Source organism: Chitinophaga sp. CC14, assembly GCF_048957795.1.
Taxonomy (GTDB): domain Bacteria; phylum Bacteroidota; class Bacteroidia; order Chitinophagales; family Chitinophagaceae; genus Chitinophaga; species Chitinophaga ginsengisegetis.
This window is the reverse complement of record NZ_JARBFY010000005.1, coordinates 996,188-1,021,814: the sequence shown is the minus strand read 5'-3', so window position 1 is coordinate 1,021,814 and position 25,627 is coordinate 996,188. Positions and strand designations below refer to the sequence as shown.

Here is a 25,627-nt window from a genome sequence, read left to right as displayed (position 1 = left end):
TGTTTTTCTTGTTTATTTCCAGTTGCTTTGCAGGCATGAATTTGAGTATAGATCATAAAAATCCTTTACCACTTCATATACAGGCGGAAAACCTGTTGAGGAATATGATAAAAGATCCACAGTACGCCGGTGGAAAGTTTTTACCCAACGAAGTTCAGTTAGCGAAACAACTCGCTATCTCCCGATCTACATTACGTCATGCTTTAAACAAACTTGTATACGAAGGATTGCTGACCCGGAAAAAAGGCGTAGGCACCAAAGTAGCGGAAGCGGCGATCAGCTCTAAATCCAAGAACTGGCTGAGCTTTACGCAGGAAATGACAGCGCGCGGTATCATCATCAAAAACTTTGAGCTGCATGTTACCTGGGTATTGCCCGATGAAACCATTGCGAACTTTTTCGAAATCAGTCCAACCAAAAAAGTGCTCAAACTGGAGCGCCTGAGAGGCAAGGCGGAAGGCCCTTTTGTATATTTCATTTCCTATTTCCATCCACGCGTGGGATTAACCGGTGAAGAGGATTTCAAACGTCCTTTGTACGATATCCTGGAGAAGGACTACATGACGGTAGCAACTTTATCGAAAGAAGAAATCAGCGCCAGGTCGGCCGACAAATTTATTGCGGCTAAGCTGGAACTGGAGCCTGGCCATCCCATCCTTGTAAGGAAACGGTTTGTATACGATCAGGGCGAACGCCCTATCGAATATAACCTGGGGTACTACCGCGCGGACAGCTTCGTGTACACGGTGGAAAGCAGAAGGGAATAATTTTATTTTATATAAATACAACGGCTCAGCATTAATACACAGGTATTAATACTGAGCCGTTTCGTTTTACGGTTACGGGCACTGTTTATAGCTTAGGAGCGGCTGCCACGTTTTTGGTAACTACCGGCCATACACCTGGTGCAGGCACGCTAACGCCTTTGTTGGAGCCTCTTACGCCTGCATCCTGTCCGAAGTAATACAGCGGCCAGCCTTTGTAGGTTAATTGTTTTTTACCGGCAACGGTGATGCTGCCAAATAATGTTTTATCAAGAGTAGAAGGCACTACGATCTGATCTGTTTCGTAGATTGGCCATACCGCATTATTGGAAAAATCAGGTTTGGTGAATTTGTTGATATTAAAGCTGTCTTTAGCAAAAGAGTAGAGCGTAACGCCCTTCCCATCACTGAAATAGATGGTTTTGCCGGTACCCTCGGTATGGTTTTCCAGGTAGTTTTTACCATCGGCGCCCACCAGCTGGGCATTGATCAACTGTATAGTGTAATCAGGTTTGGCTACATACCAGACATTATTAACGCCTTCCCCATCTGTTTTACCAGGCGCCTCACGTACATTAACGCCGCCTACGGCAGGTGCGAAGTAGTACAGTGGCCATCCTTTGTAGGCAGTTTGTTTTTTGCCTTCGGTAGTAGTGATAGTGGTGAAGTCTTTAATGTCCAGACCGGTTCCAAGTGCTGTCTGAGCAAGGTTATCACCGGCATAATAAATAGGCCATACCGCTGCGCATCCGCCGGCGCAGTTATTTTGGCCATTAAAGTCGTTGGAGAAATAATAAAGGGAATTACCGTCCACATCTGTCAGGTGATTTCCCAAAGTAGCGCTGGCACTGAGTTGTACCAAAGGTTTAGGCGCAGGAGTGTCGGGGTTATCATCGTTTCCGCCGCAGGCGCTGAAGAAAACGATACCAGACAAGGCTATCAATGAAAGCAGGGAATTTTTTACGCAGTTCATGCTGTTAAAATTTTTAGAAATTTGAAATAATCAATACGTAATTGCAGGTTGTTGATCCGTAACAACCTGGTTGGGCAATCCATACTTATGCGTATTCGTTAAAAACAGGAAAAAGGTTGTCTGCCCCGCAAAATATTTTCAGCTACTTTTGTTGCTATGGTCAATGAAAGTTTCTATTCAGAACAATATGAATCACAGGAAAGGGATACCCGGCTGGTAATGGACGTAATGTCTGTGTACCTGTACCCACTGGAAACATTTACCATTACAGACGCTGTGAACCGCGTGGAAGAAATGAAGGGCACCAGGGTCAGTGAAATATTGAAGCACCTGGTAACAGCCGGACTGGCCATTAAAAATGTAACAGGCAATTATTCCCTGGTACCGGAAATGAATTTTCTGTTGTTCCCGGTAAATATAAAACAGCCGGCTTATTCGGCGTTGATGGAAAGGACCAGGCACGCCGTACATGCATTTTACAGCATGAGCGCCCGGTTGCAGGATCTGCAACAACTGCTCACTGCTTATTTTACAGGCGACCGTTTCCTGTTGTCGCCGCCGGTAAGGAAACTGGAAATGGAGCTGGATGAATATCAGCCTTATTTGTCTTACCTGTTGTATTTCCCCGCCTACGCAGAACTGTTGCCTTTTTTCAGCCAGGAGAGCCTCGACCGGATGGTATCTTTTGCCTTAAAGTATAACCTGCTGAAAATGCCGCCGGTGGAAGAACTGGAAAGTTTTCGCCGGCAGTACGGCGCTGATTTTCCTGAGCTGTCGCTGTTACAGGGCCATCTCGATTTGCCTCCGGCAGATAAAACTGCAGATGACCTTTATGCACAGGCCGTGATATTATTGTATAGCGGACAACCGGCAAAAGCGCTGACAACATTTGAAAAAGGGATCAAACGTCAACGGCAGTACGATAAAAAGAATACGATGCCGCTGTCGCCGTTGTTTGCTTTTTATTACTCATTCACGTTGGCTGTATTGCCCGGTGAACAAACGAATCCGCTGATCGCTAAAATTGTAGCTGCCTATGAACGCAAGCTGTTCCCTGCCATCACCCCGGCCGTTTGTTTGCTACATTTTCATGCTGGCCGTAAGGAGAAAGGAGAGCAGCTGTTGCTGCTGATACTGGAAGGCGGCGAAAGCAGCCTGCTGAGTTACCTGTCGGTATTGTGTTTGCAGCTGTTGCATCCCAAAAGTAAATTGTTACGCACGTTTAGTACCACCACTGCGAGATTGCTGGCGCTGGGCATGGAACGTCACTACCGGTTACTGACCTACGAATATTTATATTTATTTAAGGGAGATGATTACCAGGGATATGAAAGCATGTTCCTGGAAGCCGGCGCCATTGCCATTCACCCGCCGGTATTTTCCCAGATGGAGCAAACGCCCGACTGGGAGCGGTTATTGAACACGCTGCTGGGTGCAGATACACATCTCACAAAAAAAGAAAAAAATGTAGTTGCTTCCCGGTTAATTTACCTGATAGACTTCGACCGGTATAAGATTCAGCCGGTGTTGCAAACATCCCAGGGCAATAATACCTGGAGCAGCGGCCGGAATGTGGCATTGAAAAAACTAAAGGAAGGAAAGGCGGAAGCCATGACAGAACAGGATTTCAGGATAGGCGCCACCGTACAGAAAGATCATTATTATAATTACGACGGAGAGTCTTATTCTTTTGCGGAAACGGTATGGGAAGAAATTGCCGGGCATCCGTTGTTATTTTCTGCAGATGATATCACTATTTCTGTAGAAATTATAAAAGCCCAACCGGAGCTGAGCGTTAACAGGTCCGGACAGGGGTATACTTTCAGTGCTAACGTAGACGACTATATCAGTGAAACGGTATTTGTAAAAGAAACCAATACCCGCCTGAAGATCATCCACCTCACCGCCCAGCAGCGACGCCTGTTGCAAACATTGCAGCAGATCCCCGTAGTGCCGGCCGCCGGTAAAGATAAGCTGATCCAGGTGCTGAAGAGCCTCGGCGCTCACCTGACTATCCACGCGGATATGGGAGACATTGCCACCAATATCAGTCGCCGTCCTGCCGACAGCCGTATTGTGATACAGCTGCTTCCATTGGGAGACGGACTGAAGGCCGGTATTTATGTAAAGCCATTTACCAGCGATCCGCCGTATTGCAAGCCGGGCATTGGTGCGCATAATATTATCGGTATCAGCAACGGGGAACGCTGGCAGGCCATCCGTGACCTGGCAAAAGAAAAGAGTAATGTAACTACCTTGCTGAACCTCATCCAGGGGGCAATAGAACAGGACCTTTCGGATGATACCATCATTTTTGAAGATCCGCTCGACTGCCTGCAACTACTTGAAATTATTCATCACCATCCCGAACTGGTGCGGGCAGAGTGGCCGGAAGGGGAGCGCTACAAAGTGAAGCAACAGGCAGGCTTTGCACACCTGAGCATTTCACTGAAAGAAAAAGACCACTGGTTTATGTGTACCGGTGAATTAAAAGTGGATGAAATCACCGTGCTGGCGCTGAAAGACCTGCTGGACACCACCCGTACTGTGAAGAAGCGGTTTATTGCTCTGCAAAACGGGGAATACCTCGCATTAACCGGCGACTTACGCCGCCGGCTAAACGAAATGGCCAGCGTAGCTAATATCGATCGCAATAATATAACCATTCAGCCGTATGCCGCGCCGGTGCTGGATGAATTACTGGAACAGGCAGGCAGTGTAACCACAGATGCGGCATGGAAAGCCTTTTCCCGTAAACGCACTACTGCGATGGAACTGGCCGTAACGGTGCCGGTTACACTCCAAACCACTTTACGCCCGTACCAGGAAGAAGGCTTCCGGTGGATGACACACCTGGCCGCGTGGGGAGCCGGCGCCTGCCTCGCGGACGACATGGGACTGGGGAAAACCATCCAGGCTATTGCGTTGCTGCTGCACCGCGCACCGGATGGCCCGGCACTGGTTATTTGCCCGGCCTCCGTGGTGAGCAACTGGAACAATGAAATCAGCCGCTTTGCGCCTTCCCTTAATGTGGTGTTTCTGCATAACGGCCACCGCGCAAGCCTGATTAAAGGCGCCGGCGCATTTGATGTGGTGATCACCACTTACGGTTTACTTCAAACAGAAGAAACATTGCTGGCCGCTGTGAAATGGCCTACACTGGTACTCGACGAGGCACATACCATCAAGAACTTCCAGACAAAAACATCCAAAGCGGCGATGTCGCTACAGGCAGGATTTAAACTCATGCTAACGGGAACGCCTATACAAAATCATATGGGCGAGATCTGGAACCTGTTTAACTTCCTCAATCCCGGGCTGCTGGGCACACTGGATCACTTCAACAAGCAATTTGTTTTCCCGTCTGTAAGGAACCCGGAGAGCACAGTAAAGCAGCACCTGAAAAAACTGATCACGCCTTTTATATTGCGGCGTACCAAAACAGGCGTGCTGGATGAATTGCCGCCTAAAACCGAAATTGTAAAGCTGGTGAGCTTATCACCGGATGAAGCGTCGTTTTATGAAGCATTGCGGAGGAAGGCGCTGGAAAATATCAAAGCGCAGGAGGGTAGTATGGCGCAGCAGCATATCCGGGCGCTGGCAGAAATCAGCCGGTTGAGGATGGCGGCCTGTAATCCGCAGCTGGTGGATGCTGAAACCGATATTCCATCTTCCAAATTAATGGTATTCCGGGAAATTGTGGAAGAACTGGTATCCAACAATCACCGGGCGCTGGTGTTCAGCCAGTTTGTAAAGCATCTCGACCTGGTAAGGGAAGCGCTGCATCAACTGGGGATTACTTATCTCTATCTCGATGGCAGTACGCCGATATCGCAACGGGATAAGCTGGTAAAAGATTTCCAGGCAGGCACGGGGCAGTTGTTCCTGATCAGCCTGAAGGCGGGTGGACTGGGACTTAATTTAACTGCCGCCGATTATGTGATTCATATGGACCCGTGGTGGAACCCGGCTATTGAAGAACAGGCGTCCGACAGGGCACACCGCATCGGGCAAACCAGGCCGGTAACCATTTACCGGCTGGTAGCGCAATATACTATTGAAGAAAAGATCATTGCTTTGCATAACAGCAAACGGGATCTGGCCGATCAGCTGCTGGAAGGCAGCGACCAGGCAGGTAAGCTCAACGCTAAAGAATTGCTGGAGCTGATCGCAGAAAGATAACTCAGAACGGCGAAGGACTGATACTGGTCCAGCCGCCATCGATGATGAGGCTTTGCCCGGTAATATGCCTCGCCTGGTCGGATACCAGGAACAGCGCAGCATGGGCAATGTCCTGCGTATAAGCAGGGCGTCCCATAGGCGTGAGGCTGGACCAGATCTGTTCATAGGAAGGATCGTCCAGCGTGCGTTCCGTGAGGGTAGCGCCGGGAGCAATAGTGTTCACCGTAATTTTAAAAGGAGATAATTCAATCACTAAATTTTTTGCCAGCATTTCCAGCGCTGCTTTACTCATACCGTAGGCGGCGAGGTCTTTGTGCGCCTGGTGGCCGGTTACCGAGGAGGTGAACAAAATAGCGCCGCCCTGTGGCTGTTGTTTCATTTGGTTGGCAGCGGTTTGCGCCAGGAAAAAAGTACCACCCAGGTTCACCTGCATCACGCGGTTAAATGCTTCAGGTGTATAGGTAAAGAAGTTGCCGAATAAAGTAATGCCGGCGTTGGCAATTACAATGTCCAGCCGGCCGAATTGGGTGACTGCTGTGTTTACCATTTGCCGGATAAAGGCAATATCACCAGAGTCGCCGGGCATGGCTATACATTGCCCCTTTGCGGCAGTAATGGCGCTGGTAGCCCGTTGTGCCAGCTGGGCATCAATATCATTCAGGATAACAATAGCACCTTGTAAAGCCAGTTGTTTGCTTATCTCAAACCCGATGCCTTGTCCTGCGCCGGTAACAATCGCTACTTTATTTTCAAATGTCATAAGCCGTTTTTTAGTGTGAGTCCCTGGTTACTTCACTGCCGGAGCTGCCTTTGAGAAAGTCGAGGTCGGCGCCAAGATGCGCCTGCTCTACGTGTTGCTGGTACAGTTGTACATACCCTCTTGTGGACTGTGGATAAACCGGTTTCCACGCGGCTTTCCTGCGGGCAATTTCTTCGGGAGAAACAGCTGCTTCCAGCTGGCGCTGGTGTACATCCAGCGTAATGACATCGCCATCGCGGAGAATGGCGAGATTCCCGCCGGCAGCGGCTTCCGGCGATATATGCAATACTACGGTGCCAAAGCCGGTACCACTCATCCGCCCGTCGGAAATGCGTACCATGTCTGTAATCCCTTTGGCCAGCAGCTTTGCGGGCAAGCCGAGGTTGCCTACTTCAGGCATGCCTGGATAGCCTTTGGGTCCTACGTTTTTAAGTACCAGCACACTGTTTTCATCCACATCCAGCGCGGGATCATCGATCCGTTTTTTGTAATCGTCGATATCCTCAAATACGATTGCTTTGCCGGTATGCTGCATCAGGTGCGGACTTGCGGCAGATGGTTTGATCACTGCGCCCTGCTCGCAAATATTTCCTTTCAATACCACGATGCCTGATACTGCATTGAAGGGATCATCCAGTGATGAAATCACTTCTTTATTATAGCTGACAGCATTGGCGTAATTAGCGCCGATAGTTTTGCCATTGGCAGTAATACAATCTTTGTGAAGATGTTCCAGCAGGGCGTTGATTACAGCTGGTAGTCCGCCGGCATAGTAAAGATCTTCCATAAAATAACTGCCGGAGGGCTGCAAATTGGCAATCAGCGGGATGTTGGCAGAAAAGGTATCCATGTCCTGCAGGTTCAGCTCTATGCCTATGCGGCCTGCGATGGCCAGCAAATGGATCACAAAATTGGTGGAGCCGCCGATAGCAGCATTCACCCGGATGGCATTTTCAAAAGCTTCTCTTGTAAGGATATCTGTTAAGCGCCTGTTTTCCCGTACCATTTTTACGATCTCGCTGCCCGACAGCTGTGCCAGCACTTTGCGGGCGGCATCCGGCGCGGGAATAGCGGCGTTCTGCGGAAGGGATAATCCCAGGGATTCCACCATACAGGCCATTGTAGAGGCGGTGCCCATTACGGCGCAATGGCCATCACTGCGGCACATACCTGCTTCTGCCATAGCGAGTTCTTCATTGGTCATCCTGCCGGCCCTTACATCATCACTAAACCGCCAGATATCGCTGGTACCAATACTATGGCCGCGGTGCCTGCCGGTGAGCATAGCGCCGCCTGATACCACAATGGTGGGAATGTTTACGCTGCAGGCGCCCATTACCAATGCCGGTGTGGTTTTATCGCAACCGCATAGCAGCACTACGCCATCTATAGGATTGGCGCGGATAGATTCTTCCACGTCCATGCTAACCAGGTTGCGGTACAGCATAGCAGTGGGCTTGATGAGTGTTTCTCCTAACGACATTACCGGGAACTCCAATGGATAACCACCGGCTTCCAGTACCCCGCGTTTCACGGCTTCTGCCAGTTCCCTGAAATGGGAGTTGCAGGGCGTGAGTTCCGACCAGGTGTTGCAAATACCTATTACAGGCTTGCCTTCCAGCTCATGTGAAGGGATGCCCTGCTTTTTCAGCCAGGCACGGTAAATAAAACCATCTTTGCCATCACGGGCAAACCAATTAGCGCTTCTTAGTGAGTTTTCGTGCTTCATAACGGGAGTGGATATTTTAAAAGATACAATAAATTATGGATTTCAAAAATGAACACTGCCAGATTTTGTTATCATATGGCTGGTTATCTTTTTATTAATATTCTTTCTCTACATGATAAGTAGGTTATCCATTTAACAGATGTTTATCACACATGGCAACAAAAGTTCAATTTTTATTATGGAATTTTAATTTCATAGCATCTGTACACATAACCTGTATAATCCACAAATGAAGAAACTATCCGGATTGATTCTCGGTATGGTCATTGCCCATTGCTGCCTGGCGCAGCAAGCCACTGTTAAGGGAAATGTATCAGACACACTTAATCATGTGCAGCTATCCAATACTGTAGTGGCACTGCTTCAGGCAAAAGATTCCATCTTATATAAATTTACCCGGAGTGATGAAAAAGGACATTTTGAATTAAAACACCTGCCCCCCGGAAAGTATTTGCTATTGATCACCTATCCTGCCTTTGCAGATTACGTAGAGCCTTTAACGTTATCAGATACCTCTGCTGTGCAACTGAATAATATTATGCTGACACTGAAATCCCGTTTACTGCAGGAAGTAGTGATACAGCAAAAAGTAGCCGCTATAAAAATGAAAGGGGATACCACGGAATTTAATGCGGACAGCTATAAAACGGCTGCCAATGCCTCTGTGGAAGAGCTGCTGAAAAAACTGCCGGGTATACAGGTAAATGGCAAAGGACAGATTACGGCGCAGGGTGAAACGGTAAAGAAAGTGTTGGTAGACGGGGAAGAATTTTTTGGAGATGATCCTACGCTGGTCACCAAAAACCTGCGGGCGGATATGGTGGATAAAGTACAGCTATACGATAAGAAAAGCGACCAGGCGGCCTTTACAGGTATCGATGATGGAGAACGATCGAAAACGATTAACATCCAGCTGAAGGAAGATAAGAAACGCGGTTACTTTGGCAAAGTAGCCGTAGGCGCCGGGGATAACGGTTTTCACGATAGCCAGGCGATGTTGAATGTATTCCGCGGCAAGAAGAAACTGGCTGCTTTTGGCATCGTGTCCAACACCGGCAAAGTAGGACTCGACTGGGGCGACCGGGAAAAATTCGGTTCCGGCAACGGTGATATCTCCTTTAACGACGATGGCGATGTAGAGCTTAGTTTCCAGGGCGATGACCTGGACAGCTGGGATGGACGCTACGGTGGCGATGGTTACCCACTGGTGCAAACCGGGGGATTACACTATTCGGATAAGTGGGACAGGGACCGGCAAAACCTGAACGCCAACTACAAGCTGATGAAATTATATATTGACGGGAACAGTGAAAGCATGTCACAGAATATCTTACCTGATACCATTTATTATAATCATTCGAAAGAATATTTCAACAACAGTATCCTCCGGAACCGCGTTAATGGCAGCTATGAGCGGCAACTTGATTCCAGTTCTTCTATCAAACTACAGGTAGATGGCGGCCTGGATCACAAAATATCCAATAGGTTCAGCAACAGCGGAATGGAAATGAATGATATGATCGTGAACCGGGGAGAGCGTAAAACCTCCAATATATCGGACATTGGCAGCATGAACGCCAACCTGTTGTGGCGTAAAAAACTAAAGAAGAAAGGACGCACCATATCGCTGAGCCTCGCGGAGAATTATTCACGAACCACCGGGGAAGGAATGCTGGACGCCTATACAGAATATTACAAACAGGGTAAGATAGATTCTGTACAAAATACCGATCAGCTAAAAACCACTAATAACGAGAGCATCAGCATTGTGAGTAATCTTACTTACACGGAACCATTGTCTGTAGCCTCTTCGCTGTTGTTTAACTATGGTATTAATATAGATAATAATCATTCTAACCGGAACTCTTATAACCAGCAGACCGATGGGAAGTATACCGCCCTGGATTCTTTATACAGTAATGATTATGCATTTAATATATTAACACATAAGGGTGGTATCAGTTACGGATATACGAAAAAGAAGATCCGCATTAACATAGGTAGTAATGTAGGCCTTACCAGCTTCAGCCAGCAGGATATGTTCCGGAAGAGCAAGGTAGAACGTGATTTCGTTAACTGGTATCCCCGGGCAATGTTCCGGTATAGTTTTTCGCAGCAGCGGCGCCTTACCTTTGAGTATAACGGTTATACCAGTCAGCCGGGCATCGGTCAGCTGCAGCCTATCCGCGTGAATGATGATCCGCTCCACCTGCAGATTGGTAACCCTGCCCTGAAGCCATCTTTTAATAATAATTTCAGCATTAATTTTAATGATTATAAGGTAATGACTAACAGGAGTATCTGGGCCTCTGTAAGGTATGGATCTACCACTAATGCCATCAGCGACCGGAGCGTGATTGATACTTCGGGGGTAAGTACCAGTCAGGCTGTGAACGTGAATGGAAACCGGAACGCGAATTTCAACCTGTATATAGGTTGGAAAATTAATCCATGGGATATGAGAGTGGGAGGCAGGGCCAACGGAGGTTTGAACAGGAATGTTAATTATGTAAACGGACTATTGAATACTACTAATTCTTCCAATTTAGGATTAGGCATCAACCTGGGAAAGTACAAAGACAAAAAATATGAATACTCCCTGGAAACAGAGGCGAATTTTAACAACAGCGTATCTTCTGTGGATAAAACTTTACGGACACAATACTGGACATATAATATTTCGCCTAACCTGAGTTTTTTCCTGCCGCTTAAATTTGTGCTGCATGCGGATCTGAACTATAATATCCGGCAGAAAACACCGGTGTTTGCTACCAACAACAATGCCGCTATCCTGAATGCCTATGTGGCAAAGAAGTTTGGAAAGAAGGAGTTGGTGCAGATCAATTTTTCTATGAGTGATATCCTGAATCAGAATATCGGCTTCAACAGATCGGTGGCAACCAATACGATCAGTCAGCGGACATACAGCACCATTGGCCGGTATGGCCTGTTGTCTTTTATCTGGAACTTTAACAAATTAGGCGCGGCCGCTCCAAAAGAATAGTGTTATGAAAAATATCATGATGAAAATTCGTGTGCTCCTGACCGTTATACTGTGCGCTGTTGTTGTTTTATCAGCACAGGCGCAGCACACCACTTTTTTGCAGCAGGGGCGGATAGAATTTGAGAAACGGGTAAACCTGTTTGCCCGCATGGATGACATGAGTAAGGGAGAGGATAATTCGTGGACCGATATGTTGAAAAAGGGGATGTCGCAATACCAGGTCACTTATTTCGATTATTCATTTTCACATCAAACTTCCCTGTATAAACCTGGAAGGGACAATCCTGACAATAAGAAACCGATATGGGAATCGGCCCCGGCCGAAGTGAATGTGGTATATTCCCGGCTGGATAGTATGCAGAGTATTTCACAGAAGCAGGTATTTGAGCAGATGTTTCTTGTAAAGGATTCTATGCGGCAGATCCGCTGGAAGATCACGGATGAAACCCGTAAAATCGCCGGATTTGATTGCCGCCGTGCCAATGCGGTGATCATGGACTCTATTTACGTGGTGGCCTTTTATACCGATGCTATTGTTACGCCCGGCGGACCGGAGTCGTTCAGTGGTTTACCCGGTATGATCCTGGGAGTGGCCCTGCCACACGAGCATGTTACCTGGTTTGCCACCAAAGTGCTGATAGACGATATAAAAGAAGAAGCGCTGAAACCTCCCGTAAAAGGAAAGCCGGTGGACAATAAAGGGATCCGCGAATCCGTTTCAAAAATACTGGACAAGTGGGGGAGTTATGGAAGCGCGTATATCAGGGCAATTATGTTATAATTGCAGAATGATCCGGGCAGATGATGAAAAACAGTTCCCACATATATACACCAGTACAGCCGTTTGCAGCGCAGCCGGAGGGAGGCGTCGTTTACCGGGAGTTTTTACCGGATCTGCGGTTGCAGGAATACATTTATTGTTATTGGCAGCTTAAAACCACCGGCCCGCTCACAGCGCCTTTTCATTACCGGGTAGTGGCCGATGGCTGTATGGATATTTTTTTTGAACTACACGATCCCCGGCAGAGTTTCATTATGGGATTCAGCGACGCTTATACCTGTTTCCCGCTGGAAGGGAATTTTAATTATGTGGGTATCCGTTTCTTGCCGGGCATGTTTCCCCGGTTGTTTCCATTGAATGCTGCTGAGTTAAGTAAACAGACCACCACGCTGGAAGAGGTGGCGCCGGCTATTACCTGTTTTTTGACAGGTCGCTTTCATGAAGAAATGAAGGAAGAAGAGTTGCGCCCCCTGCTGGATGCCTTTTTGCTGGATCATGTCGCCAAAAAAGTATTGCCGGCGGATAATCGCCTGCTGGAAGCCGTGGATCTGATCATTCAGCATTCGGGTGTTATCAGTATTGAAAAGGAACTGCCGCCTGGGATCAGCTCCCGCCAGTTGAGGCGCCTGTTTGAATTTTATATTGGAGATACGCCCAAGACGTTTAGTAAAGTGGTGCGTTTTCAGAAGATATTACAATCTACCCATTATCCCCATCATATCCGCAGGAACAGAGCTTACCTCGATGCCGGGTATTACGACCAGGCCCATTTTATCAGGGAATTTAAAACGCTTTATGGCCTTACCCCGGCTAAGGTGTTTGGTAAATAAGTTGTCCGTTTTTTACAATTTTTGTTCTCCCGGCTGTCTTAGTTTTGCTGTTATAAAACTGAAAAGTGTATGAAAAGATGGCTGTTATTGTTTATTTTCTTCTTCTTTATATCCAATATTTATTCACAGGCAAAACCCGGTAAAATGAAACTGAATGCAGGAATTATTACAGCTAAACTGGCGGAGAGTAAAAAATTTTATACAGAGATATTGGGATTTGGGGTGTCCTTTGAGAACGAATTTTACCTGTTGCTGCATACACCGGATAAGCAGGCGGAAATCAGTTTTTTATTGCCGGAGCATGTGTCGCAGCAGCCTTTGTTTAAAACGGCTTTTAATGGTAAGGGCGTGTACCTGACCATTGAAGTGGAGGATGTGGACAAGGTGTATGAAGCCATTAAAGCTAAAGGAGTGGACATTAAGATAGCGATGCGTAATGAGCCGTGGGGCGACCGGCATTTTGCCATACAAGACCCTAATGGCGTGGGTATTGACGTGGTAACTTATTCGCACCCCTGACACCGTTAACATAATTTTAAGTTAATATAATCTTAAAGGAGTCCCAACTGGCACCATACAGGAACCATTTTTGTTTTACTGGGGTTAACCAAAAAATTTTAACCATGGCAAAGCAAAGCAAGGACACAGTAAAACAAGAAATCCAGGTATTGGCAATTGGCAACTACAAGAGTTATCCTGATGATTACGAAGTAGCACCTGCCACGGTTTCCCAGAATATTCAGTCATTGGCGAAGGGTTATTGGGACAGCCGGGAATATAAAGAAGTAGAGCGGGATGAGCGACTGGGCATCCATTTGGAAGATTATCAGCATTGGACAAAAGAAGCATATGATGCATTTATGAAATCCAATCAACAGTCCATGAACTAGATCATTCACCGTTTTTTCAAAAAAGGCAGCCTGAAAGTAACCGTTTTCTGGCTGCCTTTTTTTATTATTTAATGCTTACTGCAACCATTTCTCCCTGAATATTGTTTATATAAGACGGTGGATTCACTGCCATAAATGTAGTGGGCACTACACCTGCTTCTTATTTTACTACACCGTTCCGAGCTGGTGTTCGTAACCCCTTGAATACATAGGCTTGTGGCTGAACCTGCCATTAATCCTAAATTTTCAGTGCATGAAAAAGCTTATCTGTTTGTTCATGATCCTGGGTGCAGCCTGGCGGTTAACCGCCCAAATTACGCCAGCTGTAGCTGTATTGCCAACTGAGGATCTTGTAACACAAATCTTTGGCAAAAACAAAGAGTCGTTGTTGAATGACTTTTTAAAGATTTCCCCTTTGGAAGAACGGGCGTTTCAATCTGCATTCCTTGAGTATGAAACGGAGAAGAGTCCGTGGTTGACGGAGCGTATTGCTTTACTGAAGATGTACAACGAGGAGTTTTCTTCTATTGATGAGAAGAAGATGAATTCTCTTACCAGGCAGTTTATTAACAATGACCTGGAATTCGGACGTCTGCAAATGCGCTATTTCCGGAAGTTCAACAAGCTGCTGGGCGCCACCAGGGCCGCCAAGTTCTTTCAGCTGGACAATTACCTGGAGCAATCGACGAGGGTATACCTGCAGAACCAGCTGCCTTTTATAAAAGAGCTGGAATCTGATAAACTGGCAAAACCACTTACGGCGAGGTAGCGGATGATGTTTTTCTCAGGATTAAACTGATTTTGTTGATTTAGTAGGGGATTTGATCAGCAAAATCAGTTTAATCCTGAGAAAGACAACCTACGCTTCTTCTACAAAATCTTCACTACGCGGTATGGCTTTGAATTTCTCCATGAGTTCAGGGGGAAGTCCTGTAAGCTTGCGTTTACGGGTATCTATCCATGCGCCGTCTACCAATACGGTAGCGGATTTGGTGCCATCGCCCCGGAAAATTTCGTGTTTAATGGACCAGCGGGAGCCATCGGCCCGGCATTTGGTCATTTCACAGCTCACGCGCACTTTGTCGTTAGGGCTGATTTCCCGGTGGTAGAACAGCTCTTCCCGGAAAAGAATGGGCCCCAGCTGTTGCTGTATAAAATGAACCGCGGTAAGTCCTACCTGTTCAAGGAGACTAAGCCTGGCCTGTGCGGCAAAGTCGGCATAGGCCGAGTGGCGCAGGTGCATATTAGCGTCTATCTGTGACCATAGTACTGGTCCTTCAAAGAATATGTTCATATTTAAATTTACGGAAAAGTGGTGTAAAAAAGCCGGTCCAAACAGGCAGGAATTATACCTGTAACGGCTATACGTAAATTGTTCCGGTAGCCGGATGTCTGCCAGGGGGCTACTTCTTAACGAAATTTTTCTAATAAAAAAAGTAAAACAAATTTTTTTAGAATCAATTCGTTTTATACTTTCGCAGCCTGGAGAGTTGGCAGAGCGGTCGATTGCGGCAGTCTTGAAAACTGTTGACTGTAACAGGTCCCGGGGTTCGAATCCCTGACTCTCCGCCAGCAAAAAGAGGAAGAATTATTACTAATTCTTCCTCTTTTTGCATTAATGTGTCTGTTTTTTTCTATTTGTTCATAGAAAATGTGTCGAATTCCTCTGCGTTTCAATAGGTCGGAATGCCCTTTTTTTACAAATTCAAGAACCATTTAGTAGTTTCAATCCTTGAAGCTTCCGGGCCAATCTCAAGACGCCTTGAATAGATTTGCTGTGCCGCTTTGCCGGCAGGATAGCGCAGCTGGTCCTTTCCGTCAGTTGCAGCACTAAAAATAACTTCCGCGATGTTTATGGGTTCACTGGATTGCTGTATGCTGCCGAGCATCTTCTGTATTACGCCATCGTATAAAGAATGCGAAACTACATCGGCAGTGGTAAATAAATTAGTTTTCGTTGCATCCGGTGAAACTGTTTTAACACCTATACCAAACATCGATAATTCAATGGATAAGCATTCGCTTAAACCTTCTAACGCCCATTTGGTGGCGTTGTAGATACTGCTTAGCGGAAAGCCTGTAAGCCCGGCCATAGATGTGGTATTGATAAACAATCCCGCTTTCTTCTCCCTGAAATAAGGTATAAATGCCTGGATGACTTTCAATGGCCCCAAAAAATTAGTGTTAACCTGCTTTAATACCTGTTCTTCATTAACAGCTTCCACAGGGCCAAACAAGCCATGACCGGCATTATTTAATACAACGTCAATGTTGCCTAATGAGATTGCCGATTGAACCGTTGACTGAATTTGTGCTTTGTTAGTAACGTCTAAAGGGAGAATGGTCACATTTTCAAGCATTGTCAGCTCCGTTTCCTTTTCCGGTGTTCTCATGGTGGCTATTACCTTCCAGCCTTTAGCCTGAAATAATTTTGCAGTTGCTTTGCCGATGCCTGATGAAGCACCTGTAATAAATATTGTTTTCATATTCTTGATTTTTCGTGAGTATCAAAAATATACCTGAGAAAGTATATATTTGATACCTGTATCCAAAAGGATACTTAATTCTTTTTTAGTACTCCTATGACACAAAAAGACAACGAAAAGCATTTTAAAGAAAAGATCAAAGCCATACAGGATACCATGTTTGTACTAGGCGGCAAATGGAAGTTACCGGTTATCCTTTCGATTTATAGTGGTAACAAGCGGTTCAATGACATAGCGGGGTCTATTCCCGGCATCACCAATCGTGTGTTATCTAAAGAGCTAAAGCACCTGGAGGAAAATTTACTGATTAGAAGAGACGTGATAAACGACTATCCCGTAAGGATCGAATATACTATTACGGATTACTGTTTAACTACAGAAGAAGTGGCAGCTCCATTAGAAAAATGGGGCAAAACCCATCGGAAAAAGCTCCACGGAAAACTATAAGTTCAATTATCAATTTAAAACAGTTTTTACTTCAAGGCCTGAAAGAATCCATTTTTGAAACTGTAATAACTCGCTCTCTCCACCTCACGGCACGGCACAAAACCGAGCCACTCGATCAGTGAAGTTTTTTATTGGGATAAGGCATCAGGCTTAAACAGCTTGCAATGTCCCCCGGACACGACCTCGGTTGCGCCGTCTACTACTTTGATAGCACGCTGGTCGTCTATCGCGTATACAGGAAAGGTAGTTTTAAGTGTTGCAACTCAGACCCCAATACTATTGGGGCTTAAATATTTTTTTGTTTTGATCGCTTATTTTACCCCGGCAATACTAATTTTATTGTATATTAATTACGGTTTGTTCAGCAACTTTAGCCTGGAATTCCTGAAGACCCGATCCACGATTATTTGAAAACCTTTAGTGACAATGTAGTAAGCAACCAAAATCTAATGTAACAATCTGATAACATGATCTTCTGTTAATTCAATAACAACCTTTTTAGTTTTATGGCCTGATTTGCTTTTGAGGAGCTGCCATAAATTTATTTTAAAACATCACTTTAACGAATGCTAATGCCACCGGCTTAGTGTAGCCCGTCTTTTAATCAATAACAACGACCAATTATCACTAATTAAACAAACAAATCACTTAAAGATTGCTTTATGAACAAAATCTATTATCGTAGGTTTTCATTACGATTTCCTGTGAAACTGTTGACTGCCTCCCTATGCTGGGTAGTATGCCTGTGCATCGCCTTTTTACCGGCGGTGGCGCAGGACAAATTCAGGGTTCAGGGCAGGATTACAGACGACAAAAATCAGCCCCTCCCGGGTGTAAGTATTTCTGAAGCAGGTACGCGCAATGGCGTGGTATCGGATGTAGAGGGAAATTATCGTTTAGAAGTTACCAATGGTAACAGTACCCTGCATATTGCATTTGTTGGGTACGAAAGCAAGGATGTAAATGTGAACGGAGTGCACAGCCTCCATGTATCTTTGCAGGCGCAGCTAAAACAGCTGAATGATGTGGTAATCACCGGTTATGGTAAAACCAGTAAAAAGAATGTGATCGGCGCTATCAGCTCCGTTAGTTCAGGAGAATTTACACAGGGTGTAATTGCCTCTCCGTCGATGTTACTACAGGGTAAAGTACCTGGTTTAACGATTACAAAAAGTGGTAACCCCAACCAGAACCCCAGCGTAATACTGAGAGGGCCATCGACCTTGCGCAGTGGCGCCCAGGAACCGTTTTACGTGATTGATGGTGTGCCGGGTGCCCCAATCGATATGGTGGCGCCGGATGATATCGCAAGCATCGACGTTCTCAAGGATGGCGCCTCCACTGCTATCTATGGCGCCAGGGCCGCCAACGGCGTAATCATGGTGACTACCCGCCGGCCCAAAGCGGATCAGCTGCGTATTGCCTATAACGCTTATGTTGGCCTTGAAAAAGTATCCAAACGACTTGAAGTACTTACCGGTGATGAGTTACGGAAATACCTGGCAGATAATGGCCAGGCACTTGCCGCCGTTAACAACAATGTGTATCCCGGTACCACTACACCGGTAAATACCGACTGGCAAAAGGAAGTACAACGTGACGCCGTTTCTCATAATCATAACCTGTCGCTCATGGGTGGATCAAAAAGTACTACCTATGGTTTTAGCGTCAACTATCTCGACAACCCGGGTATCATCGAGGGTTCATCGCTGAAGAGAATGGGGTTACGTGCCAATATCGATCAGCGCGCGTTTAACGACCGTTTGCGGCTTGGAGTGAACATCTTCAACTCGTCTACCACACAAAACAATGTGCCCGACGCAGTATTGTCGAATATGCTTAACTACCTGCCTACCGTATTGGTAAAACAACCTGACGGAAGTTTTACGGAAGACTATGCCGGTAATATCCGCGGTAGTAATAACCCGGTAGCACTCATCGCCAACAACAGCGACGAAACAAAAATCAACAAGTTCCTGGGTAATGGCCTTGCTGAAGTGAAAATACTCCCCGGTCTTACTTATACACTGAGCCTTTCCACTCAGCGTGAGCAGGTAACCAGAAATGTGTATTACAACAGTTTGTCCGTACTCGCAAAAGGACTCAACGGTAAGTCTACCCGCCTGGCCTGGACCAACACCCGCAACATCATTGAATCTTATTTTAACTATGATAAAACGGTTGGCAAGCATAATTTTAAGGTATTGGCTGGTTACTCCTGGCAGGAAGACCATAATGGCGATGGCTTTGGCGTAAGCACACAGGGATTTGGCAGTGATGCACTTTCCTGGAATAATCTTAGCCTGAGCAACCCGCCTCCCGGCACCGTAGTATTTGATAACTCTGCTACCAGTACGCTTACTACCCTGCGCTTGATTTCTTACTATGGCAGGATCAATTACCAGTATGCAGACAAATATTATTTCCAGGCATCGTTGCGTAATGATGGCTCCTCTGCTTTTGGTAAAAACAACCGCTGGGGCTACTTCCCGGCAGTATCAGCAGGATGGCGTATCAGCCAGGAACCGTTTATGAAAAAGAACGACTTCTTTGATGACCTCAAACTCAGGGTGAGTTATGGTGTGTCCGGTAACTCGCTGGGCTTTGATCCTCTGGCGGCGCAGCTGCAATACAGCAACACCGGCCGTTATTATGATAATGGTAACCTGATCAATGCCATCGCTCCTGTGCAAAACCCTAACCCCGATCTGAAATGGGAACGTACCGCTATGTTCAATGCCGGTATCGACTTTGCCATCTTTAAAGGACGACTGAGCGGCGCAGTGGACTACTACGATAAACAAACTTCAGATCTTATCTGGAACTACCCGGTATCTACCACTCAATACATTACCACCACGCTGCTGGCAAACGTTGGTAAAGTAAGTAACAAGGGCGTGGAAGTAGTACTGAATGCAGAACCGGTAAGCAATAAAAATTTCTCGTGGAAAACTTCCGTCAACGTATCACATAATACCAACAGCATCAGCGCACTTTCCAGCGGACGGTTTACATTGAAGGACATTCCTACCGCCATACTTGGTGGTAAAGGACAGTCCGGTAACTGGAGCCAGAAAATCCTGGAAGGACAACCCATTGGTACATTCACCCTGTTCCATTACCTGGGGAAAGATAAAGATGGCGTGTCTACCTATCAGAAAGCAGATGGTACAGTTACTACCTCTCCCAGCATCGGCGACCTGATGCAGGCGGGCAATGCGCAACCCAGTATCAACTACGGATGGAGCAACACCTTCACCTATAAGGGATTTGACCTGAATATCTTTATCCGCGGGGTATCCGGCAATAAGATACTCAATGCCACCACCGCTGCATTGAACACGCCAACAGATGCGAAAATGACCAACATCCTGAAATTTACAACAGGGGAATCCTATAACGACAAGAACTCTTTCCTGATCTCCGACAGGTTCCTGGAAAATGGTTCCTATCTGCGTTTGGACAACCTGACACTGGGGTATACTTTCAAGATTAAAAGTAACTACATCAGCAAACTACGTATATACGGTAACGTTAACAATGTATTTACTATTACAGATTATACAGGCATAGACCCTGAAATTGATCTTGGTGGCCTTACACCAGGTATTGACGCCAGGAACTATTATCCTAAAACCCGGTCATTCATTTTTGGTCTGAATGCCATTTTTTAATCCATCTGACTATTTAAAAATAAAGATATGCGCTATAAAAAAATCATCGGTATTTTCCTGCTTGCCACAATGGTGCTTACAGCCTGCAGTAAGCTGGATGTAGATGTTGAGTCGAAATATACGCCTTCCAACTTTCCCTCCAATAACGCTTCCTATGCGGCTGCCATTGGGGCTGTGTATTCACAGCTGGCCAATACTAAATCAGGGGATGCCACCTACTGGATGAATGGCACCGGTTTTAGTTATGGAGTGGACTACTGGATGTTACAGGAGTTCTCTACCGACGAGGCCATTATTCCGGCCCGCGATGGTAACTACGATGATGGCGGAAAATACCGTTTTATGCACCTGCATACATGGGGCAGCAGTCATCCATACGTGATTAGTTCCTGGCAGTGGGGTTTTGGCGGTATCAATATTGCCAATAATGCCATCAACCTGGTAAACGGGTTACCTGCGGGGGATTATAAATCCGCTTCTCTTGCGGAACTGAAGACCATGCGTTCGCTTTTCTACTTTTTTATGATGGACCTGTATGGTAATATTCCCGTACTGGATAGTTTCCCGGTAAACACGCTCCCGGTCACGAAACCGCGTAAGGAAGTATTTGCCTTTATCGAGAACACGTTGAAATCAGCATTGCCCAATCTTACTACCAAAGTGGATGGCAGCACCTATGGACGTGCCACCAAATGGCTGGCTTTTGCATTGCTGGAAAAAATGTATCTCAATGCGGAGTACTATACCGGCACACCGCGTTATACTGAGGCGGTAGCAATGGCAGACAGCATCCTCCTGAATGCGCCTTATTCATTGGATGCCGATTTTGCATCGATCTTTAAACCGGATAATGGCCCGCAGATCAAAGAAACCATTTTTGCCATTCCTTATGACGCCAATCTTATCCCCGGTTGTCACTTTACACGTTTCTGCCTGCACCCTTTCCTGAAGGAACGTTTCGACCTGCCGGCGGCATTTGGTCCCAGCGTGGCGCTGAGTACTATTCCCGATTTCTATGCTTATTTTAACCAGCCGAACGATGTTCGTAACAATACCTGGTTATCCGGTAAACAGTATAACAAAGATGGTACCCCCAACATTGTTCATACCACTACCAAAACGTTGGACGCTTCATCTACCGGTGCTGATACCCCTATCGACTGGTGGGTGGAAATTTCACCAGCTTTAACGCTGAAAGCCGGTGGAGAAGCCAAGCTGGATGTAGGCAACGATCTGAAGGGACAATTAAAAGGTGTGCGTTCCATCAAGTATTACCCTGATAAAAACGTGAATACAGCCACCCGTTTCCAGAACACAGATATTCCCGTGTTACGCCTGGCAGATGTAATCATGATGAAAGCAGAAGCGATTCTCCGCGGCGCCACGCCTACGGTGGTGAAGGGAGAGCTGCAAACCGCTGATGTATTGGTGAATAAGATCCGCAGCCGTGCAGGTACTACTCCATTGGTGGGTACTACGCTGCCTATGATCCTGGAAGAGCGCGCCCGCGAATTTGCCTGGGAAGCCTGGAGAAGAAATGACCTGATCCGCTTTGGTAAATTTGAAGGCAAATGGGGTTTCAAACCGGTTGATAACGATGTTTTCCGCCGGGTGTTTCCTATTCCTGCAATAGAGCTGGCACTGAATCCGAACCTGGTACCCAACCCGGGGTATTAAACTTTTTTTGAAAAAAAATAAATAGCATAGAGGCTGTATCATAAATAAATGATGCAGCCTCTTCTTTTTGTTGTTTACAAAAGTTGTTTCATCTTAAAATCAATTTTACAACTACTGGTAAAATAAAAATGAGCTAAAAATATCAAATCAGATATTTTTTAACTCATTTTGATAATTAGATAATCTTTCAGCTTCAACCTGCTCAAGGATCTGTGCGGTCACGCTCCAATGCTTCCTTCAATTTTCTATACAGGGTCAAATCAGGCTCCGGCTGATTTTCCATCCAGCCATAGGTAAGACCCTCGAACCTTCCACGATAAAAATCATCGTTTTCCGGATACATTCTTATGCCATCATAATATCTCCTGAGGAAATACTCGTAATTCGCGCGGTCCTTTCTGCCGGCAAATTTTGCACCTTCCTCGTAACCGTAATTAAATTCCCGCTCATACACAGAAAGTACTGGTCCAGGGGGATTAGGTCGCGGTGGAGGAAGCGTTTGGGCATGAAGTGATAATGAACCCAATAACCCAATTAAAAGTACAGCCACTGTTTTAGCTGCAGCGTTCCATTTTAAAAGCCGTTTTATTTTATTTTCCATAAAATAGTATTTAGGCAATGAAATTAGTTTTCCTTACTACTAAACAATAGTACAGAAGCGACAAGTTTATACATCCATTATAATAGCAAGCTCGTTTTTTTTCAAAGAAACACGTACGCTATCCTGTTTCCATGTGTAATTATATAGGAACACTATATGTTATAAACATAAAAACGGGTTGGATATCATGATACGTGTAATATTTACAGTTGGTTTATTCTTGTTGCCTTTTGTTGTAATGGCACAGGAGCGTGCATCTGATACCATTCCTAAAACCAAAAAATTGAAGGAGGTAACTGTAAGAGCACGTTGGAAAGACAGGCACCTTGCGTTAAATAAACAGTATGTTATTAAAGATGAATTTAAACCTATTGAACATTATACCTTCGATTTACGGGATCCGATAAATCCCGGAAGGGAATATTTTGTTTTAGATTTTTTGAATAAAGAACTGCCACGGGGATGGGCCACCAATAGTATTCTTTCCTGTTCTTCCGGTATCCAGTATTATATAGATGAGGTAGAGGTTAGCTACGGAATAGTAGCCAACCGCCCGTTGTCAGATTTTTCCTATGCTAAAATTTTCCAGGATTTACATCCCCCGTGTCCGGCGGTGGTGTTGTATACCAGGAAGGGAAAGGATTTAATAAAGCGAAGATAATCGCTATGTGTGTCAGTTACTTCGTAAGTATTTCTATCTTCCCTCCCTGTTTAAACAAATCGTGTGATACAAAATATCCTTTGTTCTCCCTGCCATTTACTTTAATGGCGGTTAAGTTCCTGCCTTTACCCGGTTTGGAAATAGTGAGCAGTTTACCGTTGCTGGTTCTCCATTTTATTTCATCAAACAACGGAACGGTAACAAGGTACTCCGGATCGGTAGCAGAAAAAGTGTAAAGCCCCAATGCACTGAATACATACCAGGACGACATTTCGCCCGCATCATCCATTCCGCAAAGCGCCAGTCCTTCATCGCCGATGCCATATAAAGTATTCAAAATAGTGTCGATGATCTTTTGTGATTTTTCCGGCTTTCCGATAAAATAGTAAGCAAAAGGCGCTTCATGATCCGGTTGGTTGCCGTGGCAATACTGGCCTATCATCGTTTCTACATTTCTCGCAATATAGCTGGGATTCCAGGGAACAGTGAACAACGAATCCAGTTTGGACTCAAACCCTTTGGCGCCGCCGTATAGTGCTATCAGGCCGGGCATATCGTGCGGTGCAAAAAAAGACACCTGCCAGGCATTGGCCTCCCTGTACATGTATTCGTAATAAGGATATTGCGGATTAAAATCCTTAATCCATTCTCCGTTTTCCAGTTTCCCTCTCATAAACCGGGTAGACGGATCAAACATATTTTTGTAATTCTTTGACCTTGCCATCAGCATGTTGTAATTAGCTGTGTCGCCAAGCTTTTTTGCAATCTGCGCCACTGAGTAGTCGTCGTAGGAATACTCCAGTGTTTTGGACACGCCCGCCTTTCCTTTCGTTTCTACGTGAGGGTTAGTTACTGCGGGATCGCTGATAAATCCTTTCTCCATATACTCTTTGATAAACGGCCGCGCTCCGCCTTCTACGGTGGCGTTTTTCAACAGTATCTGATACGTGCCTTTGATATCGAAATCGTCAATGCCTCGCAGGTAAGCTCCAGCAATTGATGAGGACCCGTGATCGCCATGAAAAAAGGTAGGTATAAAACCGGTTTTATCTCCCACATCTTTCATAGATTTAATTACATCCAGCGTTACCTGCGGGGAAATAAGCCCCAGCAGCACATCTTTATTCCGGTAGGTATCCCATAAAGAAGGCTCGGTATAATAATTGAAATCAGCTTTTGTCACCTGGTGTTTTGCATCTGTGAATTGTCCGTTTACATCGCTGCGCAAGGCGGGCCACAGGAAGGAGCGGTACAGGCAGGAGTAAAACATTTCCTTTTGTTTGGCAGTGCCGCCTTTTACCTGGATAGCAGACAAGAGCATTTCCCATTTTTGGGTAGCTTCTTTCCGGATGTCATTATAGGATTTATGACCAATTTCTTTCTCCAGGTTTTCTTTGGCGTTCTCTGTACTGACAAATGATATTCCTATTTTCAGTTCAACCGGCGTGGTGCTGCCGTTGACTAAATGCACCATCGCAAAGCCGTTGCTTTTACCTTCTTCTTTTTTTTCCAGTTTTTCAATATTGGTATTGAGGATGGCATAGAAGTAGATTTTTCCGCCTGTCTGCTGGTATCCCTGCAACGCGGAAGCGCCCACCTGTTCAATGTTCCAGCCGTTTACTTTATTATTGGCCTTTGCCAGGTCGAAGAGGATTTGCCGGTTGGTGTTATTCTTATATTCATACCGGTGATAGCCGCATCTTAAAGTGGAAGTAAGACTAACATTCACCTCATAGTCGTCCAGGTATACCTGGTAGAACCCGGGAGCTGCACTTTCTTTTTTATGGGAGAAGTGAGAGCCGAATTTTTCCCCTGGATTTGAAACCGGTAACACGGGAATATTGCAGAGGTTCCAGTGTCCCTTATTGGTATGGGTAAAGCCGTAAATTACGGAGTCTTCATACTCATAACCAGCGCCGGAACCATATTCCGTCATAGGGCTTAACTGCACCATTGCATTGGGCAGGGAGCTGCCGGGGAAGGTAAGCCCGGCCCATGATCTCCAGCCGCGTGGCAGCTCATAGCCCAGGATTTTAGGATCCGTCATCGGTGCAGTACCGATGAAAGTATTTACATATTTTGTATAGGTTTGACTGCTACCCGCAACGGAAGTAAACAGCAGAATCAATAACGCGCCTAAAGTTTGCTTTCTCATTCCTGTGTGATTT

At 45.8% G+C, this 25,627-nt stretch carries 19 protein-coding genes and 1 tRNA gene; 13 read left to right on the top strand and 7 right to left on the bottom strand.

The window, feature by feature from the left end; genetic code table 11:
• Positions 1-35 precede the first annotated feature (35 nt).
• A complete protein-coding gene (locus PV783_RS23670) occupies positions 36-767 on the top strand; it encodes a GntR family transcriptional regulator (RefSeq protein WP_079473525.1) in 732 nt (243 codons plus the stop codon).
• Between the two features lie 85 nt (positions 768-852).
• Here the strand turns inward: PV783_RS23670 and PV783_RS23665 are convergent, their stop codons facing one another.
• Positions 853-1,737 (bottom strand): hypothetical protein, encoded by an 885-nt coding sequence (locus PV783_RS23665; RefSeq protein WP_420989838.1) that lies wholly within the window; start codon positions 1,735-1,737, stop codon positions 853-855.
• Positions 1,738-1,893: 156 nt separating this feature from the next.
• On the opposite strand from PV783_RS23665, the gene PV783_RS23660 reads away from it, so the two are divergent.
• Entirely contained in the window at positions 1,894-5,919 is a 4,026-nt protein-coding gene (locus PV783_RS23660) for a DEAD/DEAH box helicase (protein WP_420989837.1), read from the top strand.
• A 1-nt stretch (position 5,920) separates the two neighbouring features.
• On the opposite strand, the gene PV783_RS23655 is transcribed toward PV783_RS23660, so the two are convergent.
• Together PV783_RS23655 and PV783_RS23650 are read right to left on the bottom strand one after the other, a co-directional pair.
• Positions 5,921-6,679 carry an SDR family NAD(P)-dependent oxidoreductase gene (locus PV783_RS23655; protein WP_420989836.1) on the bottom strand — a complete coding sequence of 253 codons (759 nt, stop codon included), beginning with the start codon at positions 6,677-6,679 and terminating at the stop codon, positions 5,921-5,923.
• Positions 6,680-6,689: 10 nt separating this feature from the next.
• The gene (locus tag PV783_RS23650; protein WP_420989835.1) at positions 6,690-8,408 is read right to left on the bottom strand and encodes an IlvD/Edd family dehydratase; all 1,719 of its coding nucleotides are present in this window, start codon (positions 8,406-8,408) and stop codon (positions 6,690-6,692) included.
• 229 nt (positions 8,409-8,637) lie between these two features.
• Here PV783_RS23650 and PV783_RS23645 point away from each other — a divergent pair, with 229 nt between their 5' ends.
• The 6 genes from PV783_RS23645 to PV783_RS23620 all read left to right on the top strand — a co-directional run bounded on the left by PV783_RS23645 (position 8,638) and on the right by PV783_RS23620 (position 14,682).
• Positions 8,638-11,412 carry an outer membrane beta-barrel protein gene (locus tag PV783_RS23645; RefSeq protein ID WP_420989834.1) on the top strand — a complete coding sequence of 925 codons (2,775 nt, stop codon included), beginning with the start codon at positions 8,638-8,640 and terminating at the stop codon, positions 11,410-11,412.
• A 4-nt stretch (positions 11,413-11,416) separates the two neighbouring features.
• Positions 11,417-12,193 (top strand): GLPGLI family protein, encoded by a 777-nt coding sequence (locus tag PV783_RS23640; protein WP_420989833.1) that lies wholly within the window; start codon positions 11,417-11,419, stop codon positions 12,191-12,193.
• Between the two features lie 23 nt (positions 12,194-12,216).
• Positions 12,217-13,023 carry an AraC family transcriptional regulator gene (locus PV783_RS23635; RefSeq protein ID WP_420989832.1) on the top strand — a complete coding sequence of 269 codons (807 nt, stop codon included), beginning with the start codon at positions 12,217-12,219 and terminating at the stop codon, positions 13,021-13,023.
• Between the two features lie 69 nt (positions 13,024-13,092).
• Positions 13,093-13,542 (top strand): VOC family protein, encoded by a 450-nt coding sequence (locus tag PV783_RS23630; protein WP_420989831.1) that lies wholly within the window; start codon positions 13,093-13,095, stop codon positions 13,540-13,542.
• Positions 13,543-13,646: 104 nt separating this feature from the next.
• Positions 13,647-13,913, top strand: coding sequence for a hypothetical protein (locus PV783_RS23625; RefSeq protein WP_079473448.1), 267 nt, complete (start codon positions 13,647-13,649; stop codon positions 13,911-13,913).
• A gap of 253 nt (positions 13,914-14,166) precedes the next feature.
• A complete protein-coding gene (locus tag PV783_RS23620) occupies positions 14,167-14,682 on the top strand; it encodes a hypothetical protein (protein WP_079473449.1) in 516 nt (171 codons plus the stop codon).
• 90 nt (positions 14,683-14,772) lie between these two features.
• Here PV783_RS23620 and PV783_RS23615 read toward each other — a convergent pair whose 3' ends face one another.
• Positions 14,773-15,207, bottom strand: a complete 435-nt coding sequence (locus tag PV783_RS23615) for an acyl-CoA thioesterase (RefSeq protein ID WP_111579096.1) — start codon at positions 15,205-15,207, stop codon at positions 14,773-14,775.
• 190 nt (positions 15,208-15,397) lie between these two features.
• Between PV783_RS23615 and PV783_RS23610 the strand changes: the two genes are divergently transcribed.
• Positions 15,398-15,485, top strand: a tRNA-Ser gene (locus PV783_RS23610).
• 125 nt (positions 15,486-15,610) lie between these two features.
• Here PV783_RS23610 and PV783_RS23605 read toward each other — a convergent pair.
• Positions 15,611-16,399 (bottom strand): SDR family oxidoreductase, encoded by a 789-nt coding sequence (locus tag PV783_RS23605; RefSeq protein WP_420989830.1) that lies wholly within the window; start codon positions 16,397-16,399, stop codon positions 15,611-15,613.
• 96 nt (positions 16,400-16,495) lie between these two features.
• Here PV783_RS23605 and PV783_RS23600 point away from each other — a divergent pair, with 96 nt between their 5' ends.
• The 3 genes from PV783_RS23600 (at position 16,496) to PV783_RS23590 (ending at position 22,197) form a co-directional block, all read left to right on the top strand.
• Positions 16,496-16,846, top strand: a complete 351-nt coding sequence (locus PV783_RS23600; protein WP_079473452.1) for a winged helix-turn-helix transcriptional regulator — start codon at positions 16,496-16,498, stop codon at positions 16,844-16,846.
• Between the two features lie 704 nt (positions 16,847-17,550).
• A complete protein-coding gene (locus PV783_RS23595) occupies positions 17,551-20,520 on the top strand; it encodes a SusC/RagA family TonB-linked outer membrane protein (RefSeq protein ID WP_420989829.1) in 2,970 nt (989 codons plus the stop codon).
• Between the two features lie 27 nt (positions 20,521-20,547).
• Positions 20,548-22,197 carry a RagB/SusD family nutrient uptake outer membrane protein gene (locus tag PV783_RS23590; RefSeq protein WP_420989828.1) on the top strand — a complete coding sequence of 550 codons (1,650 nt, stop codon included), beginning with the start codon at positions 20,548-20,550 and terminating at the stop codon, positions 22,195-22,197.
• Positions 22,198-22,399: 202 nt separating this feature from the next.
• Here the strand turns inward: PV783_RS23590 and PV783_RS23585 are convergent, their stop codons facing one another.
• Complete coding sequence (locus tag PV783_RS23585; protein WP_420989827.1) at positions 22,400-22,798, bottom strand: hypothetical protein; 399 nt, start codon at positions 22,796-22,798, stop codon at positions 22,400-22,402.
• A 187-nt stretch (positions 22,799-22,985) separates the two neighbouring features.
• Here PV783_RS23585 and PV783_RS23580 point away from each other — a divergent pair, with 187 nt between their 5' ends.
• Positions 22,986-23,459: a hypothetical protein gene (locus tag PV783_RS23580; RefSeq protein ID WP_420989826.1), complete on the top strand. Its 474-nt coding sequence runs from the start codon at positions 22,986-22,988 to the stop codon at positions 23,457-23,459.
• A gap of 16 nt (positions 23,460-23,475) precedes the next feature.
• On the opposite strand, the gene PV783_RS23575 is transcribed toward PV783_RS23580, so the two are convergent.
• On the bottom strand, positions 23,476-25,614 hold the full coding sequence (locus tag PV783_RS23575) for a GH92 family glycosyl hydrolase (RefSeq protein ID WP_420989825.1): 2,139 nt from the start codon (positions 25,612-25,614) through the stop codon (positions 23,476-23,478).
• Positions 25,615-25,627: the final 13 nt, after the last annotated feature.